The organism is Acinetobacter sp. 1125_18A, assembly GCF_052824985.1.
Genome location: NZ_VTDG01000007.1, coordinates 114,495 through 134,309, shown reverse-complemented (window position 1 = coordinate 134,309; position 19,815 = coordinate 114,495). Strand labels below are relative to the sequence as shown.

Sequence of the window (19,815 nt, the reverse complement as noted above, 5' to 3'; positions counted from 1 at the left end):
ATTCGCATTCAAAATTTGCCTTGTAAGCGCGTTTAGCTCTACTAAAATGGCAATGATAAAATAATTTACTAAATGTTGTTCGGAACTCTTATGTTTAAACCTACCACAATGCTGTGGCAACCTACTGCGACTGTTTTCTTTAAATTATCCTTATTAACATCTGCATTCGCAGCATTAGGGTTGACTGCAGGGTGTTCTTCGACGTCGACAACATCAAAAGTTCAAACATCAAAGTCAGCAGGCATGTTAGATGCCAGCAGTCTGGATTCTCTAGAAGATCTACTTTCTGCAACTGATATACGCGCGGTAGAGGGCGATCGCCTATTGATTTTAAAACATGGTGACGTATGGAAGCGGATGTCAGTCGGTTTTAAAATGGATGAAAACCATTGGGATCCTCGTATTGATGCGCAACGGAGCTGGTTTGTTTCCCGCCAACCTTATATTGACCGTCTAAGTGCTCGTGCATCACGCTATCTTTACCATACCGTGAAAGAAGCTGAACGTCGTGGTTTACCTACTGAATTAGCACTATTGCCGATTATTGAAAGTTCTTATGACCCAGCAGCAACCAGTAGTGCCGCCGCAGCTGGGATGTGGCAATTTATCCCAAGTACAGGGAAAATTTATGGTTTAAGACAAACCAGTTTATACGACGGGCGTCGTGATGTGGTTGAATCAACACGTGCCGCTTATGAGTTTTTAGGCAGTTTATATAATCAATTCGGTTCTTGGGAGTTGGCTCTGGCTGCCTATAACGCAGGCCCAGGGCGTATCCAGCAAGCAATTAACCGTAACCAAGCTGCGGGCTTGCCAACAGACTATTGGTCATTGCGTTTACCGCAAGAAACCATGAACTATGTACCACGCTTTTTAGCCGTGGCGCAGATTATTAAAAGCCCATCGAAATATGGGGTGAGCTTACCGCCGATTGCCAATCGTCCGCACTTTAGAGAAGTTGCAGTTCCACCGGGCGTACAACTCAATCAAATTGCTTCAATTACCAATTTAAGTCGCGCTGAATTATATGCTTTAAATCCTGGTCATCGTGGTGAATTTGTTGACCCTTCGAGTACTTTACGTATTTTGATTCCTGCGGATCTTAGTCCGACCATTGATGCAAAATTAAGAGCGTTAAAACCGGGTTCTGATAGCGGTTTATGGGCAAGCAATACTGCGCCAACCACAGCTACACGGACTTTAACGCCTACAGCGGTCACCTCGACAGTGACTCAATCGATTACTCCAAGTAAAGCGACGCCACCTGCTTTAACAACAGCAAAAACCACCACGACAACCACAGGTTCATTGAGTACGCTCAAAAATACACCACAAGGCTCAGATGCATTAGCGCAATTTGCTGCCAATGCTGATATTCCAAGTGCGCCACGTATTCCTGTTGCTGTGACCAATGCAGCCAATGTGAAACCTGTTGCCGCAGAGCCGCCAATTTCTGCACGTGAAAAAGCACAAATTCTTGCCGCAGTAAAAGCTGAAGGCGAAAAGGAAACGGTTAAACAAGTTTTAGAACCTCAAGCCACTCAAGCCGAAAAAGAAGAAGTGGTTAAAGAGATTAAGGCGATTGCACCACAAGGGACAGAAGTGCTTGACCCGTATGATGGTAAAATTAAGCTGACTGCAATTCAAACCAGTCAATCTGTTGCAGAAGTTCAAGGTAAAGAAAATACGGTTGGATTCTCATATCCTAAAGGTTTAGCAGATACCACACCTGCAAACTCGGAAGAAGCCAAACTGAATCAGGATAAGAACTTTAAGAAAACCGAAACTGAAGTTGTGGTTGAACCACCAAGAGGTAAACGCAGTACTTATACCGTTTTGGCAGGGGATACTTTAGCAACGATTGCTTTAAAGAATGGCGTAAATTGGCGCGATATTGCCAAATGGAACCAAGTTGATCCAAACGGAACTTTATTTGTTGGGGCGACTTTGTATTTATATGATGCCAAACCACAAATTGATACACCTGTGGTTTCTCGCAAAACCACGGATTCAGCTCCAGCCAATTATGTGGTTAAACCAAATGACAGTTTAACCAGTGTGGCAAATCAGTTTGATTTATCTGTTTCACAATTGGCAAATTATAATAATCTGAATACCAACAGTAATTTATTTGTCGGTCAGAAATTAAAGCTTAAAGATGCTTCAGATGATAAATTATCTGAAATCAATAAAGCAGTGGTTCGTGCGGATACCTCTAAGCCTGTTGCAAAAATCAAGACTAAGGCTTATGCAGTTAAACGTGGCGAATATCTTAAAGTGATTGCCGATCGTTATGCTTTATCTGTACATGAACTCGCTGATTTGACTCCAGGTCTAGATACCTCAAGTAGCTTATTTGTGGGGCAAAAGATCAATGTGCCACTCAGTGAAGTCAATGAGCCAGAAGCTAAACTTGACTCTAAAGTGATTGATCAAAGTAAGTTTAAGAATGTAAAAGCTGAAACAACCTATAAAACTGAGAACTATAAAGTTCAAAGTGGCGATAGTTTATCCAGTATTGCGGTTCAGTCTAAATTAAGCTTGGCAGAATTAGCTGAGTTAAACAAAATTTCGACATCTAAAAACTTGCTTGTGGGTCAAATCATTAAGATCCCTGCTGGAACAACAACACCAGAAACCTATACTGTGCAATCTGGGGATAGCCTAATTGCGCTGGCAAATAAGTATAATTTGCAAGTTAACCAAATTGCCGATTTAAATGGTTTAAAAAGTACATCTGGTTTGTTTGTTGGGCAGAAATTGAAGTTGACTGGCACGCCTGAAACTAGCAGTAAAGAGAAAGCACAAGCGAGAAATGAGTCGAAATCAGAAGGCTCTAGTAAAGATATCCATGTGGTCAAATCAGGTGAAACACTGGCAAGCGTTGCAAAAAAATATAAACTGCAATTGTCTTATTTAAGTGAATTAAATGGTTTGTCGCGTAATCAGGCTTTGGATATTGGACAACGCTTAAAGCTTGATGGGGAATTACCCAGTAAATCCACGCTATCTAAAGAAAAAGAAGACCTAAAGGCGACTGCGAAAGCAACAGCTAAAGCTTCGAGTAAGAATACTGAAAGCTATGCGGTGAAGTCTGGTGAGTCGTTAAATGCGATTGCAAATCGTGTTGGTATGTCAGTTCAAGAACTGGCTGAATTGAATGATCTGAGCCCACGTGCGGGTTTACAACGTGGACAATCTATTCGTATTCCTAAAACAGTGACTGAATACAAAGTGAAAAGCGGTGATTCATTGATTCGTTTAGCCAGCAAGTTTGGGATTGATACCAGTGCACTTGCTGAGATGAATGAAATAAAACCAAACGCTTCATTACGCATTGGCAGCATTATTAAAGTTCCGAATCTTTAAGCGCCATTTTATTGGAACGACGTTTAAAGCTTAACCTTTCAAAAACTTTTTTGAATAAAGGAAAATAGGGGAATGCGCCTAAGTTTTGCATGTGTCAGCCCGATCGGGCTGGCATTGGGATTATGTGTTGCAACTATAAATGTTGATGCTGCTCTACAGACAACAGCATATATTGCTGTACATAATGCTCCACTATATGTCAAAGCTCAGGCGATGCCTTATGCCAATAGCAATGCACCCAAAGGCGGCTATATCAGTACAGCGAGTATAGGCACCTTTGATAATCTCAATAGTATGAATGGCAAAGGCAGTTCAACTGAAGGGATTAATTATCTATTTGATAGCTTAATGGATAGCTCACTGGATGAGCCAGGTGTGTTATATCCACTTCTCGCTGAAAAAGTCACTTATGATCCTGTTAAAACCAAATTTGTTATTTTCCATTTAAATCCTAAAGCTCGTTTTAGTGATGGTTCACCCGTCACGGCTGAGGATGTTAAATTTAGTTTTGATACCATTCAGAGCAAAGCCAATTTAGGCTTTCAAATGTATCTGTCTGATTTAGCCAAGACTGAGGTATTGTCTAAATACCGAGTGAAAATGACATTTAAATCAGACCACAATGCAGACATGCCCTTTATTTTGGCAAAAATTGCGATTTATTCAAAAGCAGATTGGAAAAATAAAGACTATAGCAAAGTGACCTTGCAGCCGATTTTAGGATCGGGGCCTTATCTGATTGAACGTATTGATTCTGGGCGCAGTATTAGCTATAAGCGCAATCCAAATTATTGGGCAAAGGACTTAGCCATCAATCGTGGTCGTTATAACTTTGATCGCATGAAATATGTTTATTATCGAAGCCCCGAAATCGCTTTTGAAGGGTTTAAATCTGGACAATATCGCTTTTATCAAGAAAAAAATGCCCGTAATTGGGTCACCGAATATAATTTTCCTGCGGTAAAACAAGGTTTGGTGAAAAAGTATATTTCTAAGATTGAAACACCAGCACTCACGCAAAGTTTGGTTTTTAATACCCGAAAGGCGCCATTCAATGATCTCAATTTTCGCCAAGCATTAACCTATGCTTATGATTTTGAATGGATCAACAAAGCATTGTTATATGGTCAAAATATTCGCTTGCAAAGCCACTTTCAAAACAGTGAGCTTGCTGCGACTGGAAAGCCAAGCGCGAAAGAACTTGCAATTTTAACGCCTTATTTAAAGCAATTGCCCGCATTACAACGGCAAGGTGTATTGGCAGATTGGAAATATCCAGTTTCAGATGCCAGTGGATTTAACCGACAAAATTTATTGATTGCACGTTCGATGCTATTAAAGGCGGGTTATCGTTTTCACAATGGACAATTGGTGGATAAACAAGGTCGCCCCATTCAAATTGAATTTCTGATTCATCAAGATGGTGCACTAAGGACTTTGTTGCCGTATATTCGTAATTTAAAAAAACTTGGGATTCAGGCAAATATTCGTCAAGTCGATTTACCGCAATATACAGAGCGTATGCGCCGTTTAGATTTTCAGATGACCGCTATCGATATGCCGCAATCATTAACACCGGGGGCTGAACAGGCACAGATGTGGGGCAGTAAAGCTGCCGATGAAGTGGGCAATTACAATTATGCGGGTGTCAAAAGCCCAGTGGTCGATCAGCTGATTCAACAGATTATTTACGCACCGAACCGTGAACAATTGGTGCTTCGTACCCGAGCACTGGATCGGGTATTACGTGCAGGCTATTATCAAATTCTGACTTATGGCAATGATAAAAACTGGTATGCTTATTGGAATATGTATCAGCAACCCAAAGTTAAACCAAAATTATCCCTCGGTTTAGAGTATTGGTGGGTAGATGCAGATCAAGCGAAAAAAGTAGAGCAATATTTAAAAAAATGAGCAGTTTAAACGCATAATTTCAAATCTTCATGGTTAAAACATCGATGGCTCAACGTGAGTGATGTTTAAATTGACATATCTACCCTCATGAGGTCATAAGGAACATCGTTTCAATGGGCACATATATACTCAAAAGGCTGTTACTGATCATCCCGACATTGTTCTTTGTTCTCTTGATCAATTTTGTTGTGGTTCAAATTGCACCTGGAGGGCCTGTTGAACAAGCGATTCAACAAGCGGAAAACTTCCAAGGAGTCAACATGACTGCTGGGGGGCTATCATCTTCGGTCAATAACCATGAGTATCGTGGTGCACAGGGCTTAAGCGAAGATATGGTCAATAAAATCAAACAGCAATATGGCTTTGATCGACCTGCACATGAACGATTCTGGTTGATGTTAAAAAACTATTTAGCTTTAGATTTTGGCACAAGTTTTTTTAAAGATAAGCCGGTGACTGAGCTGTTATGGGAAAAAATGCCAGTCACCATTTCCTTGGGTGCGTGGAGCACTTTTTTAATTTATTTAATCTCAATTCCTTTAGGGATTAAAAAAGCCAAACAACATGGCTTATTTTTTGATAAATCAACTTCATTGCTTTTGGCTGTGGGCTATGCCGTTCCCGCTTTTGTATTTGCAATATTGTTGATCGTATTTTTTGCTGGTGGTTCTTATTTACAATGGTTTCCGTTACAAGGCTTTGTTTCAGATAACTTTCACAGTCTCAATTTATTTGAAAAAATAGCAGATTATTTTTGGCACATGGCTTTACCTTTGCTGTCCATGGTGTTGGGCGGATTTGCAAGTTTAACCTATCTGACAAAATATTCATTTATGGAAGAACTCAATAAGCAGTATGTGCTTGCAGCACGAGCAAAAGGCTTAACTGAAAATGATGTGTTATATAAACACGTATTTCGTAATGCATTGTTGGTGATTGTTGCCGGCTTGCCTGAAGTATTGGTTGGGGTGTTCTTTGTTGGAAATCTACTGATTGAAATTATTTTTAACTTGGATGGCTTAGGCTTGCTGGGTTTTGAAGCCGTGCAACAACGTGATTATCCGGTGATTTTTGGTGCTTTGTTCTTTCTAACCTTATTTGGGCTGATTTTACGTTTAATCTGTGATGTGGTTTATCGTGTGATTGATCCGCGAATTGATTTTGAATCGAGAGGTGCAAAATAATGTCACCGATCATGCAAGTACGAATACAGAAATTTAAGAAAAATCGCTTGGGTTTTGTCTGTTTCATCGTATTTATTGTTTTATTTATTCTTTCAATTTCTGCCGAATTTATTGCCAATGATAAGCCCTTATTGGTCAAATACGATCAGCATTATTACATGCCAGTTTTAAAGGCTTATCCTGAAACACATTTTGGTGGGGTCTTTGAAACAGAAGCTGATTATCGTGATCCGGTGGTTCAGCAGTTGATTGAGGAAAAAGGTTGGTCGATTTGGCCGCTGGTTCGTTATTCCTACCAAACTCCCAATTTAGATTTAGCCGTTCCTGTTCCATCACCACCCACCGTACAAAACTGGTTAGGTACAGATGATCAAGGGCGTGATGTATTTACCCGTATTCTTTATGGTCTGCGTATATCACTGTTGTTTGGTTTGGCATTGACACTATTTGCTGCATTTATTGGAATTATTGTTGGGGCGATACAGGGCTATTATGGCGGATGGGTGGATTTAATTGGGCAACGTCTGCTTGAAGTTTGGGGTGGTTTGCCGACTTTATTTATGGTGATCATCTTGGTCAGTATATTTACCCCGAGTGTTTATTGGCTATTTCTGATTATGTTGATTTTTGGCTGGACAGAGTTGGTCGGTATAGTCCGTGCAGAATTTCTTCGCGCCCGTCATTTAGATTATGTTCAAGCAGCACGTGCCTTAGGGGTGAGTGATTTGGTGATTATGTTCCGACATATCTTGCCCAATGTGATCAGTTCAAGTTTATCTCAACTTCCATTTATGCTGACTGCAAATATTACCGCACTTACTGCATTGGATTTTTTAGGTTATGGGCTACCACCAGATGCAGCCTCCCTCGGTGAATTGTTATTACAAGGTAAAAATAATTTAAATGCGCCGTGGCTGGCTTTATCTGGATTTTTTACTTTGGCCTTGGTGCTATCTTTATTGATTTATATTGGGGAGGCGACACGCGATGCATTCGATCCAAGACGTCAAAAATGATCCATCTTTGTTGTTGTCTGTCCAACATCTGCATATTGAAAATCAGCGTAAAGAGGTGCTGGTCAATAATCTTAACTTTGACCTACATGTCGGGGAAACTGTTGCGATTGTCGGGGAGAGTGGTTCAGGCAAATCAATCAGTGGTTTGGCACTACTTGGCTTACTTCCTGAAAATTTAACTGTGACTGGACAAGCGTTATATGATGAGCAAAACCTATTGTCTCTTAATCAAAATGCGCATTTGGCGATCCGTGGTAAAAAAATTGCCATGATTTTTCAAGAACCGATGACTGCACTCAACCCGTTACACAAGGTTGAGCGGATTATTGGTGAGACTTTACTTTTAGATGGAATGTCTAAGGAAAAAGTCAGAAAACGTGTCTATGACTTATTGTGTGATGTCGGAATGGACGAACCTGAGGATAAGTTGAATCGTTATCCACATGAGTTATCAGGTGGTCAACGACAACGTGTTTTGATTGCATCAGTTTTGGCACAAAAGCCTGAAATTATTATCGCGGATGAGCCGACAACAGCCTTAGATGTCACATTACAATCGCAAGTTTTAAACTTATTACAACTGCTTATTCTAAACCATAAAATGGCCATGATTTTAGTCAGTCATGACTTGAATTTGGTGCGTAAATATGCCAATCAAGTGATTGTGATGAATCAGGGGCAGGTTGAAGAAAAAGGCACAGTTCGAAATATTTTTCAAAACCCTAAAGCCAACTATACCCAATATTTATTGGATCATGATTTTGGTGAAGCCAATGCTTTACCGCATAAACGTAATTTAGTTTTATCTCTACATCGTGTTGGGGTGAAATTTCCAATAAGAAAGGGCATATTTAATCGAGTTAAAGATTATTTTGTTGCTGTTCAACCGATCAATTTACGTTTAGATCGCGCTGAGTCCATCGGGATTGTTGGAGAAAGCGGTTCTGGTAAAACTTCTTTGGCACTGGCAATCGCACGACTTATACAGTGCTCAGGCAATGTTTTCCTACTCAATCAGGACTTGAACCGATTAAGCCAGCGTAAATTACGCCCACTGCGATCCAATTTTCAAATTGTATTTCAAGATCCGTTAAGCAGTTTAAATCCACGTATGACTGTAGATCAGATTATTCGAGAGGGCTTGGCACTAAAACACCTAAAAGAAGCTGAAATGTTGATTCGTATCAATGAAATTTTAGACAAAGTAGATCTCCCGATAACAGTTAAACAGCGTTATCCGCATGAATTGTCTGGCGGTCAACGGCAACGTGTGGCTTTAGCACGTGCTGTGGTATTACGCCCTAAATTACTGATTCTCGATGAACCAACCTCAGCACTTGACCGAACCACACAACGTGCGATTGTAAAATTACTGCGTCAGTTGCAACAGGATTATCAAATGAGTTATTTGTTTATTAGTCATGATTTGCAGGTTGTAAAAGCACTTTGTCAGAAAGTTTTGGTATTAAAAGATGCTAAAGTTATCGAGTTTCAAGACACTCAAGCCTTATTTGATAAACCTTTAAATGACTATACCAAGCGATTAATTGCAGCGAGTCAGTATTAACGCTGTATTGATGACTCTGGTTCAAAAAATATTCACATTAACAAAGTTGACAAAATGCATTGTCAGATTTACGCTTGAACTATTATAAATTTAAATTAGAGTAAAAGCTCTAATCACTAAAGAGATTTGACCATGAGCCATCTTGCACAAGCATTAGAAATAAAAAACACGCGATTTAAAAACCGAATCATTAAAGGTGCGATGAGTGAAGCATTGGCCAACCATGCAGGGCAACCGAACCAATTGCATTTAGGTTTATATGATGCTTGGGGGAAAGGCGGCTTGGGTTGTGCCATTACGGGGAATGTGATGGTTGATTTCCGTGCGAAGAATGAGCCAGGTGTTGTTGTAGTTGAAACTGAACGTGATCTTGCCAAACTGACTGAATGGGCAAATGTGGGTAAAAAGCACGGGATGGTACAATTGATTCAGTTATCACATCCAGGTCGCCAGTGTCCAAAAGGACTCAATAAAGAAACTGTCGCGCCTTCAGCAGTGCCTTTTAGTCCAATGTTGGCAACGACATTTGGTACGCCACGTGCACTTAATGAAGCAGAAATTTTAGATATTATTCAACGATTTGCTGAAGCTGCACGGATCTGTGAAAAAGCAGGTTTTGAAGGTGTACAGTTACATGGTGCACATGGTTATTTAATCAGTCAATTTCTTTCACCATTGACCAATAAACGTCAAGATCAATGGGGCGGTTCAATTGAAAACCGTATGCGTTTCTTATTAGAAATTTATGCTGCAGTGCGTGCTAAAACCTCAGAAAACTTTATTATTTCAGTCAAACTGAACTCTGCAGATTTCCAGCGTGGTGGAATCACAGAAGAAGAAGTGGTTCAAGTATTTAAAGCCATTGATACAGCAGGGATCGATTTGATCGAAATTTCTGGTGGTACCTATGAAGCACCAGCAATGGCAGGCGCAAAAGCGGATAAACGTAAGCAAAGTACGATTGCACGTGAAGCATATTTCTTAGATTTTGCAGAAAAAATTCGTAAAGAGGTCAAATGTCATCTTATGGTGACAGGTGGTTTCCGTACAGCGCAAGGAATGAATGCGGCTTTAGACAGTGGTGCGTGTGAATTTATTGGGATTGCACGTCCTCTTGCGGTAGAACCTGAAGTCAGCAACAACTTGATTGCTGGTCAGGACGTTCGATATGCAGTAGAACAAATCAAAACTGGTATCCCTTTTGTTGATAAAATGGCGATCATGGAAATTCTGTGGTATGCCGCGCAGTTTAAAGCGATTGGTGAAGGGAAGAAGCCAAATCCTAAGCTTTCTCCACTCAAGGTTTTCTTTAATTATGCAAAAAATAATATCAAGGCAGTGATCCAAGGACGAGTAAACTCGCGAAAATCAGCCTAATAAAGATTGGGAAAAGCGTAGTCGCGACTTAGAAAATTGATTTTAAGGTTGCTTCTGGTCTGCTTTAGACCAATACGATTTAAATGTGTCAGCAGGCCATTGTCCTTTCACTAAAGCCGTTTGAAAGGCGGGTCTGCTTTCTATTTGCAGAAGATAGCGCTGAATTTCAGTGAACTTTTGATATCTTGGGTGAGGTTCAAAACAGGCTTTGTTTCAACAAGGTTTAAATTAAAAATGTTGAACTGCTAATTATTACAAAACAAAGCCCTAAAAGCAGTTAGGGCTTTGAAAGAAAGCAATCAATCTAGCTATTGGACAATGGGTTAATGCGCACAAAAAGCCATATTAAAATATTCAAATAATTCAGGCGTGTTCAACCACAGCATACTTGACAGCCCGAACAGAATAACAATAACCAACCAGATACTGAGCTTGAACCACGAGAATGAGTTAGTCATTAACCACAGCCTCTTCATTAACAAAGAAATGCACAATAACACCGACTATACACAAGGCAATTGAGCATCCCCAAATGATGTTGTAGTTACCCGTTATATCATGATTTAAACCGCCTAGCCATCCACCAAAAAAAGAACCGATTTGGTGAGTGAAAAACACCAGACCGCTTAGCATGGTTAAGTATTTCACACCAAACATATTGGCCACAATACCATTGGTTAGGGGTACAGTCGAAAGCCATAAGATCCCCATAACGATACCAAAGGCGTAAACAGTCCAAATACTTAACGGCAGCATGAGAAAGGCAACAATCGCAATGCCACGTAAACCATATAAACCCATAAGCAGATGCGGTTTAGAATACTTGCCACCAAGCCAACCAGCGGTATAGGTTCCGATAATATTAAATAGACCAACCAATGCGAGAAAGATCGTTCCAGTGGAGGCATCAAAACCATGATCAATCAAATAACCCGGCAGGTGAATGCCTAAAAAAACCACTTGGAACCCACACACTGAGAAACCAAAGGCCAACCATAAAAAGGGTTTATGCTGAAAGGCAATTTTAAGAATCTGTTTAAAGCTTAAATTGGGTTTTATCGCTTGTTTAATTGCATTTGGCGGTACATACATAGGAGCTTTAAGCATCCATGCCAATGGAACAATCAACACGATGAGCATTGCTGTAATGACCAGCGCAGATGACCAGCCGAAATTTTTAATGAGAAGCAGGGTGGTTGGCAACATAATGAATTGCCCAAATGAACCAGCTGCACTGGCAATTCCCATTGCCATACTACGCTTGCTTGGATGCGCTGCTCGTCCTACGGCTGAAAGTAATACCGAGAATGATGTTGCAGAGAGAGCTAAGCCGATAATTAAGCCAACACTGATATCCAGTAACAGCACATTTGAACTGATAGACATTAACAATAGGCCAATGGTGTAGAGCACCCCGCCTATCGCAACAATCTTCTTACTTCCATATCTATCTGCAAGCGCACCAGTAAAAGGTTGTACTGCGCCCCAGAATAGATTTTGTATGGCAATGGCTAAACTAAAAACCTGATGACTCCAACCAAACTCATGGCTCATGGGTACAAGATAAAGCCCAAAACCGTGACGTACACCTAAAGAGAGTGCCAGAATAAAAGCACTTCCAATAAGCATATAAATGAGTGGTTTAGAGAAACGCGTGTCGTCCTGTTGTACTGACATAAGCTATCCATTGAATCATCATATGAGAATTGTAGATGATTCAATGGGACTTAGCGATAGAATAAAAATTTATCAATCGATAAATTTTAGTGATCAGTCAGCACAATTTAATGAAAATAAATTTAGCTTTTAGAAGCGATAACCCACACCGACATAAGTAATCAGAGGATCAATATCAATTTTGGTTTTGGCTGTGACAAGTTGTTTGTTGGTATTTGAGTCTGAAATGGTAATGGTCGCATCACTACTCATTGGTGCATAAGTGACAGAGCCTACTCCAAACCAGCGATCATTAAAATCATAGGTTGCACCCAGTGTTGCCATAGGTGCCCAAGCATCATCTGCTTCTACTTTAACTACAGGATTTGCAGATGATTTTTTGCCATCTAGTGCTGCTCCAGCCTGTCCATCTAATACGTTCTGGATCATGTGACCTGCTGCAATCAGATCGTCTTTTACGCCATTATCGACTTTTAGGTGAGTAAAATGTGCATACATGACACCTACACCAACATAAGGCCGAAGTTTATTTACACCAGATTTACCAAATTGATAATGTAGTTCTGCCGCTGGCAACCATGCAGTTGCAGATGCTGCTTTTGAATGTTTTGTTAAATCAGTAATTGCAATATCTTTTTTTAAGTCAATACTGCCAAGTGGTGTAGAATCTTTACCGGTCAATGGTGCATAGATTTGGCCTTTGCCTTCTATCTCAACTTTAGGCGGAACACCTGCTTTAAACTCTAATGAAAGATTATCAGTGAAGTAGTAATTTCCCATCAGACCAAAAGTATCAACATCTTTTGCTGTTAGACCAGTGCCTTCAGAGGTCCAACTGGATAGACCATTGACTGTGGCTGTGCCCGTTAAAGCGCCAGGAATCGTGTCACCCAAAAGGCCGATTGCGCCATAAAGAAAAGGATTGGATTCTTTAACTGCTGCGTCTAAAACTGCTTTTTTAGAAATATCACCTACTTTAGATTGTGTTCCTTCTGCAACGGCAGTATTCACTTTGATAGGATTAGCGTTACCCTGTGGCATTGCATGTAGCCAACCTGCTGAAACAGAAAAGCGTTTAAATCCATCACCATCTTTCAGACTAAAATAAGGTGAATCTGCATGCGCCATCATCGGTAAAGTCATGCATGAGGTCATGATGCAAAGTAATGATTTTTTCATAGGTTTGGACTCCATGTCCGTAATTGATACTAATTTTTATGCGTTTTTATTATTAGAAGTTTTTGCTGTTAATTAATGTAGTCTTTACAAAGGCTTTTTTTAAGTGAATGTTCTTTTTTTAATGTTTTATTTATCGTAGGTTTATAAATGTAATACAACTGTAATCATGTTGTCATGATATTACATGCTAAAAATAGACCATGATCAATACTAAAAATAACCATAAAACATTGACTTGGCAGATAAGGAAAAACTCAAGCCATAAAAAAAGGCCATATAAATATGACCTTTTGTTAAGCAGCATAAGTCATTTTAGTCAATGACTTTCGTTATTTTTGAAAACGAGATAGATCTTCTTCAGGGCGTGCGGTTAAAACTTCTACACCGTCTTTGGTCACCAGCAGGGTATGTTCATATTGAGCTGAAAGACTATGGTCTTTGGTCACCACCGTCCATTTATCACCCATTAAACGTGTTTGCCAAACACCAGCGTTGACCATTGGTTCAATGGTAAAGGTCATACCTTCTTCTAAAACCATGCCTGAATTGGGTTGACCATAGTGAAGGACTTGAGGCTCATCATGGAATACCGTACCAATACCATGACCACAGTATTCACGCACTACACTAAAGCGTTCTGATTCAACATATTTTTGAATCGCTGCGCCGATATCACCAATGGTTGAGCCCGGTTTCACCGTTTCCATACCACGGTACATTGCTTCTTGAGCAACTTTACATAAACGTTCAGCAATAATCGATGTTTCACCACCAACCACATACATCATATTGGTATCGCCGTGATAACCATCTTTAATCACAGTGACATCAATATTGAGAATATCGCCTTTCTTTAAAATTTTACTCGCAGATGGAATGCCGTGACATACCACATGATTTACAGAAGTACAAATCACATGTTGGAATGCAGGGCGACCAGGCGCAGCACCATAACCTAAACATGCAGGTATAGCGTCTTGTTTGTTGACAATATAGTCATGACAAATCGTATCCAATTCAAGTGTACTAACACCTGGTTTGATATGCGGTTTGATCATATCCAAAACTTCTGCAGCCAATCGACCTGCAACACGCATCTTTTCAATTTCATCTGCGGTTTTGATTAATCGACGTGGTGCTTCGTAAGTACTGTTCATGATCTTTAAAAACTTTTGGAAATTTGTATGTGACTATGGTATAAATAGCCGCCCAATTTATCAAATGCTTTCTGTGACTTTCTTTGTGAATGGTTTATGGAAATATTGATAAGGGTAATTTAAAAATCCGCACATATGTCGTCACATTACTCTGGGTGCCTGAAAGGGTGGAGAATGCGGACATATGGAGGCCTAACCCAAACTTTTAAGGTAAAGAAAATGGCAGATTACAACGTAAGCATGCGCGACCTTCTTCAAGCTGGCGCGCACTTTGGTCACCAAACTCGCTTCTGGAACCCAAAAATGCGTCAATACATTTTTGGTGCGCGTAACCGTATTCACATCATCAACCTTGAACATACTGTTCCTGCGTTAAATGATGCTTTGAATTTTGTTAACAATCTAGCAAGCAAAAAGAACAAAGTATTGTTCGTTGGTACAAAACGTGCTGCTTCTAACATCATTCGTGAACAAGCTCAACGCGCTGGTCAGCCTTATGTTGATCACCGTTGGTTGGGTGGTATGTTGACTAACTGGAAAACTCTTCGTCAGTCAATCAACCGTTTGAAAGATCTTCAAACTCAATCACAAGATGGTACTTTTGCTAAACTTACTAAACGTGAAGCATTAGAACGCGCTCGTGAAATGGAAAAACTTGAACGCTCTTTAGGCGGTGTTAAGAACATGGGTGGTTTACCTGACGCATTGTTCATCATCGACGTTGATCACGAAGCAATCGCGATTAAAGAAGCTAAAAACCTTGGTATTCCAGTAATCGGTATCGTTGATACAAACTCTAACCCAGATAACGTAGATTTCGTTATTCCTGGTAATGACGATGCGATCCGTGCTGTTACACTTTATGCTTCTGCAATGGCTGATGCAATTCTTGCTGGTAAAGAATACGCTCAAACTCAAGCGAATGCTCAAGCTAAAGGCGAAGAAGCTGCGAAAGAAGCTCCTGAGGCTTAATGCGTTTTGACGCAAGCTTGTCATTTTTGTGATTTAAAATGATGACAAATTGAGCGTCGAGAAAGCAAAGCGGCCCAGAGGAACCTTTGGGCCGTTTTTGTTGAACAGATTCATATTCTACCGTATTTAGGAGAACAACATGACTGCAGTTACTGCGAGCATGGTAAAAGAATTACGTGACCGTACTGGTCTTGCAATGATGGAATGCAAAAAAGCATTAACAGAAGCAGACGGTGACATCGAATTAGCGATTGATAATCTTCGTAAATCAGGTCAAGCAAAAGCAGCTAAAAAAGCTGGTAACATTGCTGCTGATGGCGCGATCACAATTGCTCAAGAAGGTAATAAAGCAATTCTTTTAGAAGTAAACTGTCAAACTGACTTCGTTGCGAAAGACGAAAACTTTGCTGGTTTCTCTGCGAAAGTTGCTGCTGCTGCACTTGCTGCTGGTGTAACTGATGCTGCTCAAATTGCTGAATTGAAACTTGAAGATGGTTCAACTGTTGAAGAAGCTCGTATTGCGCTTGTTCAAAAAATCGGTGAAAACATCCAAGTTCGTCGTGCTGCAATTGTTGAAGGTGAAAACCTTGCAGTTTACAAACACGGTTTAAAAATCGGTGTTGTTGTTTCTTACACAGGTTCTGCTGAAACTGGTAAAGGTATTGCAATGCACGTTGCTGCGTTCAACCCAGTTGCTGTAACTGCTGAAGATGTTTCTGCTGATCTTATCGCGAAAGAGAAAGAAATTGCTGAAGCTAAAGCGATTGAATCTGGTAAGCCAGCAAACATCGTTGAAAAAATGGTGACTGGTTCAGTTGAAAAATACTTGAACGAAGTTGTTCTTGAGCGTCAACAATACGTAATTGACAACGACAAAAAAGTTGCTGAAGTATTGAAAGCGACTGCAACAACTGTAGCTCAATTCGTTCGCTTCGAAGTAGGTGAAGGTATTGAGAAGAAAGCTGAAATGAGCTTTGCAGAAGAAGTTGCTGCTGCTCAAGCGGCTGCTAAATAATTTTTACTCACTGAGTATAATTATTGAAAACCCCTCCTTAGAGGGGTTTTTTTTGTCTGTAATTTAATTGAAGTAGATTCAGAAGAATTAATTCATACATATCTAAAAGATTATTCTTTTATAATTCCACAATGAACATTGATTAGACTCAAACTTTATGGCGAATAAAACTCAACTTGGTATTGGTGCTGTAATCGCAGTGATCGTCGCAGCATATCTAGGGGTTGATCTCAATCAACAAAAAAATCAAACAACTGAACCCTCTAAAGTTGAATCGATCGATCAGCAAAACAATCATTCACAAGACAATACACAGCAAGTGGATGAGCAGGGTAAAGATAACCAATTTAAAGATAAGCCGTCTGCCAATAGTCAAAATCAAAATGGTCTTGAGGTTATTCGAAAAGCCTATGATGCAAAACTCAGTAATGTTCAAGTACAATCCATTGGTCGAGTAAAAGCCGTGTTGCGTGATGATAATGAAGGTTCACGTCATCAAAAATTTATTCTTGCGCTGGATAATGGTTTAACTGTACTGGTTGCACATAATATTGATTTAGCACCACGCATAGATAATTTACGCAAAGGCGATACTGTCGAATTTTTTGGCGAATATGAATATAGCAATCAAGGTGGTGTAATGCATTGGACACACCATGATCCAAAGCGTCGTCATCAAGATGGTTGGCTAAAACATAATGGAAAAACCTATCAGTAATCTATTGGTTATTTTCTTAGATGCACAAAAGATTAGGTCTTGTTTAAGCGTATAGATAGCAATTTTGTTCTATACGCTTTTTATAAACATGCTATTTTTAAATTATTATCAAAAGTCTGAATAGAAAAAATGCAGGAGTGGGCAAGCTACTTTCACCTAAAAGAATTGGGTGGATTAGAATTGTTAAAAGCACAGTATCACCATAAGCAATTTTCAAAGCATGTGCATGAAGGTTATTGTATTGGTGTGATTGAAGATGGTGCACAGAGTTTTTATCGGACTGGGCAGTTACATACAGCACCGAAGGGTGATATTATTTTAGTCAATGCCGATGAAATTCATACAGGTTCATCTGCTGTTGAGTCAGGCTGGAAATACCGTGCAATTTATCCAACGCCAGAAATGTTGTTAGATGCAGGGCAAGATTTTTTTAGTGTTAAAAATAGCGTACCGTGGTTCCCACAAGCTGTTGTGCAAGATGTTGGATTGGCACAGCAACTCTGTTTACTTTTTGATTTATTAGAACAAAAAGAAAATACTTTACTGAAAGAGAGTATGTATTTATCCACTTTAGCCCGCTTAATCAGTCGTTATGGTCGTGCCAAATTAACACCTGCTGAATTACCAGAAGCACAACGGAAAGTTGAAATAGTCAAAGATTTATTAAGCAGTTTTCCTGAGCATGATTATTCGCTCACTGATTTGGCGACATATGTAGGATTAAGCCCTTGGCATTTTTTACGTGAATTTAAAAAATATACGGGATTACCACCGCATAGCTGGTTGGTTCAGGTCCGCTTACAGAAAGCGCGCCAATTATTAAAACAAGGTCAGAGTATTGCAATGACTGCCCAAAATAGTGGTTTTTCAGATCAAAGTCATTTTAATCGACATTTTAAAAAAGCAGTCGGGGTTACGCCTTCTCAATATTTAAGTACCTTAAATATTTAATAAATGTATTCGGAAATAACCATTTAAACGCTCACAGCCCCTCACCAAATAGCAATTTCATCCAAGCGATCACTGAGCATTTATAAGATACTGATTAAATTCTTAGATTTGGATTTTGCAAATGAGTGATCAATTTGAATCTTATACTGCCGAGATTGAGCCGAAGTCTAAGCAAAATAAAAAGGCTTTTTTCCAAGGTGTGGTCGATATTTTACCTTTATCTATCGCCGTACTGCCTTGGGGTATTCTGGCTGGCTCAATGGCAATCAATGCTGGATTAAGCTTTGCACAAGCATTCTCAATGTCCGCTGTTGTATTTGCAGGTGCAGCACAGTTGGTGAGTTTAGGTTTAGTCATGTCACATGCATCTGCCTTGACGATTATGATTACGGTATTTTTCTTAACCAGTCAGCATTTAATTTATGCGCTTAATTTTCGTCAAGATGTCAGTCGCTTTCCGTTTAAGCAACGCATATTAATTGGCTTCTTGCTGACAGATGAGCTGTTTGCTGTCGGCATTGGCAAAGATAAACAGCGCAGCTTTGCTTATTTGTTTGGTGCTGGGCTGTGTTTTTATTTGGCTTGGTGCCTATTTAGTGTGTTAGGAATTGTACTGGCTAAATCAATTCCAAATTTAGAAAGCTTACATTTAGATTTTTCAATTGTTGCGGTATTTATTTTGATTATTGTGCCTATGGTGAAAAATAGCGCAACTTTGGTAGGCGTCATGTGTACCTTGCTATCTGCCTGTATTTTTAAATATTTTCAATTTGAAGGGGGTATTGTGCTATCAGGGATTTTGGGGATGTTTAGTGCGATGTGTACGGCAAAGATCGTCGGAGTAAAAAACATAGGAGTAGCAAAATGACATGGACTTTATTGTTAACTTTGGCAGGCATTGTATTGATTAACCGTTACTTTTTCTTGGAACCTAAAATCGCCCTGAAATTACCTCGTGTAATTGGAAATATGTTGCAGTATTCAGCACCATGTTTACTGACTGCAATTTGTGCACCAATTGTATTTTTTAATGGAGATCAATTGCGTGCATTGCCTTTGGATGCCTATTTTTTAACAGCAATGATCTGTGTTGTTTTAGCGCTTATTTCTAAGAAAATTCTAGTCAATTTAGCTTTAAGTTTATTGTGCTTTTACGGGTTATTTTATCTGTTAAATTGAAAAAAACAGAGGGAAAAGCCGAATTGGATTTTCCCTCTGGTTTATTTGAGCTAAAAAGCCAGTTTCTGGCGTGTTTTCCATTTGGGTAGCACTTTACCAAGATAAGCGTCCATACACCATACAGGGCCAATGAGGAGGAATTGAAGGTCTTTAAAGAAAGAAGGCTTTTTACCTTCGACTTTGTGACCATAAAATTGACCAATCCAAGCCAAAATAAACCCCCCAATATAGAAACCAACACCAACAGGAAGTAAGTAAATGATCCATGCCATGACTGCAATTAATGCGGTCATTGCTACAGCAAGAACAATATCCAAACGGGTATAGAAAACGAGGGTAAGAACCAGAAGCAGTGCGGTAAGCAAAGCACTAAAATGTGCAAGAATTCCAATGATGGCAAATAAGATCGCGGGGACACAAGCCCAATGGATGGCTTTATTGGTTTTGTTTTGATGACTTTCGCTATATTCATCAAACCATTCTGTGATTGTTTTCATTTGGCGCTCCATGCATGTGGTTGGCTATATTTATTTTTACTGA

16 protein-coding genes are annotated in these 19,815 nt (G+C 39.7%); 12 read left to right on the top strand and 4 right to left on the bottom strand.

Going from position 1 to position 19,815, the window contains the following annotated elements:
- Window positions 1-90 precede the first annotated feature (90 nt).
- From FY049_RS13870 to FY049_RS13845, 6 genes are all read left to right on the top strand, one after another.
- A complete protein-coding gene (locus FY049_RS13870) occupies window positions 91-3,369 on the top strand; it encodes a LysM peptidoglycan-binding domain-containing protein (RefSeq protein ID WP_166783404.1) in 3,279 nt (1,092 codons plus the stop codon).
- A 72-nt stretch (window positions 3,370-3,441) separates the two neighbouring features.
- The gene (locus tag FY049_RS13865) at window positions 3,442-5,283 is read left to right on the top strand and encodes an extracellular solute-binding protein (RefSeq protein ID WP_446083868.1); all 1,842 of its coding nucleotides are present in this window, start codon (window positions 3,442-3,444) and stop codon (window positions 5,281-5,283) included.
- A 113-nt stretch (window positions 5,284-5,396) separates the two neighbouring features.
- On the top strand, window positions 5,397-6,467 hold the full coding sequence (locus FY049_RS13860; protein ID WP_335954408.1) for a microcin C ABC transporter permease YejB: 1,071 nt from the start codon (window positions 5,397-5,399) through the stop codon (window positions 6,465-6,467).
- A complete protein-coding gene (locus tag FY049_RS13855; RefSeq protein WP_335954409.1) occupies window positions 6,467-7,483 on the top strand; it encodes an ABC transporter permease in 1,017 nt (338 codons plus the stop codon). Before FY049_RS13860 ends, FY049_RS13855 begins: the two co-directional genes overlap by 1 nt.
- Complete coding sequence (locus FY049_RS13850; RefSeq protein ID WP_446083867.1) at window positions 7,455-9,050, top strand: dipeptide ABC transporter ATP-binding protein; 1,596 nt, start codon at window positions 7,455-7,457, stop codon at window positions 9,048-9,050. The genes FY049_RS13855 and FY049_RS13850 overlap by 29 nt, the downstream gene beginning before the upstream one ends.
- Before the next feature lie 132 nt (window positions 9,051-9,182).
- Window positions 9,183-10,427 carry an NADH:flavin oxidoreductase/NADH oxidase family protein gene (locus FY049_RS13845; protein ID WP_034614284.1) on the top strand — a complete coding sequence of 415 codons (1,245 nt, stop codon included), beginning with the start codon at window positions 9,183-9,185 and terminating at the stop codon, window positions 10,425-10,427.
- Between the two features lie 450 nt (window positions 10,428-10,877).
- Here the strand turns inward: FY049_RS13845 and FY049_RS13840 are convergent, their stop codons facing one another.
- From FY049_RS13840 to map, 3 genes are all read right to left on the bottom strand, one after another.
- Window positions 10,878-12,104, bottom strand: coding sequence for an MFS transporter (locus FY049_RS13840; RefSeq protein ID WP_151957122.1), 1,227 nt, complete (start codon window positions 12,102-12,104; stop codon window positions 10,878-10,880).
- Between the two features lie 129 nt (window positions 12,105-12,233).
- Window positions 12,234-13,283 (bottom strand): OmpW family outer membrane protein, encoded by a 1,050-nt coding sequence (locus FY049_RS13835; protein WP_004722031.1) that lies wholly within the window; start codon window positions 13,281-13,283, stop codon window positions 12,234-12,236.
- Between the two features lie 329 nt (window positions 13,284-13,612).
- Window positions 13,613-14,440 carry a type I methionyl aminopeptidase gene (map, locus tag FY049_RS13830; protein ID WP_004722029.1) on the bottom strand — a complete coding sequence of 276 codons (828 nt, stop codon included), beginning with the start codon at window positions 14,438-14,440 and terminating at the stop codon, window positions 13,613-13,615.
- 219 nt (window positions 14,441-14,659) lie between these two features.
- Here map and rpsB point away from each other — a divergent pair, with 219 nt between their 5' ends.
- The 6 genes from rpsB (at window position 14,660) to FY049_RS13800 (ending at window position 19,275) form a co-directional block, all read left to right on the top strand.
- On the top strand, window positions 14,660-15,412 hold the full coding sequence (gene rpsB, locus FY049_RS13825) for a 30S ribosomal protein S2 (RefSeq protein WP_004722027.1): 753 nt from the start codon (window positions 14,660-14,662) through the stop codon (window positions 15,410-15,412).
- A gap of 139 nt (window positions 15,413-15,551) precedes the next feature.
- Window positions 15,552-16,427, top strand: coding sequence for a translation elongation factor Ts (tsf, locus tag FY049_RS13820; protein ID WP_004722025.1), 876 nt, complete (start codon window positions 15,552-15,554; stop codon window positions 16,425-16,427).
- 157 nt (window positions 16,428-16,584) lie between these two features.
- On the top strand, window positions 16,585-17,145 hold the full coding sequence (locus tag FY049_RS13815; RefSeq protein ID WP_446083866.1) for a DUF3465 domain-containing protein: 561 nt from the start codon (window positions 16,585-16,587) through the stop codon (window positions 17,143-17,145).
- A gap of 129 nt (window positions 17,146-17,274) precedes the next feature.
- Window positions 17,275-18,096, top strand: coding sequence for an AraC family transcriptional regulator (locus tag FY049_RS13810; RefSeq protein WP_004722023.1), 822 nt, complete (start codon window positions 17,275-17,277; stop codon window positions 18,094-18,096).
- Window positions 18,097-18,217: 121 nt separating this feature from the next.
- Window positions 18,218-18,964, top strand: a complete 747-nt coding sequence (locus FY049_RS13805; protein WP_154130357.1) for an AzlC family ABC transporter permease — start codon at window positions 18,218-18,220, stop codon at window positions 18,962-18,964.
- The gene (locus FY049_RS13800) at window positions 18,961-19,275 is read left to right on the top strand and encodes an AzlD domain-containing protein (protein WP_004820009.1); all 315 of its coding nucleotides are present in this window, start codon (window positions 18,961-18,963) and stop codon (window positions 19,273-19,275) included. The genes FY049_RS13805 and FY049_RS13800 overlap by 4 nt, the downstream gene beginning before the upstream one ends.
- Before the next feature lie 50 nt (window positions 19,276-19,325).
- Here the strand turns inward: FY049_RS13800 and FY049_RS13795 are convergent, their stop codons facing one another.
- Entirely contained in the window at window positions 19,326-19,772 is a 447-nt protein-coding gene (locus FY049_RS13795; protein WP_446083865.1) for an Mpo1 family 2-hydroxy fatty acid dioxygenase, read from the bottom strand.
- Window positions 19,773-19,815: the final 43 nt, after the last annotated feature.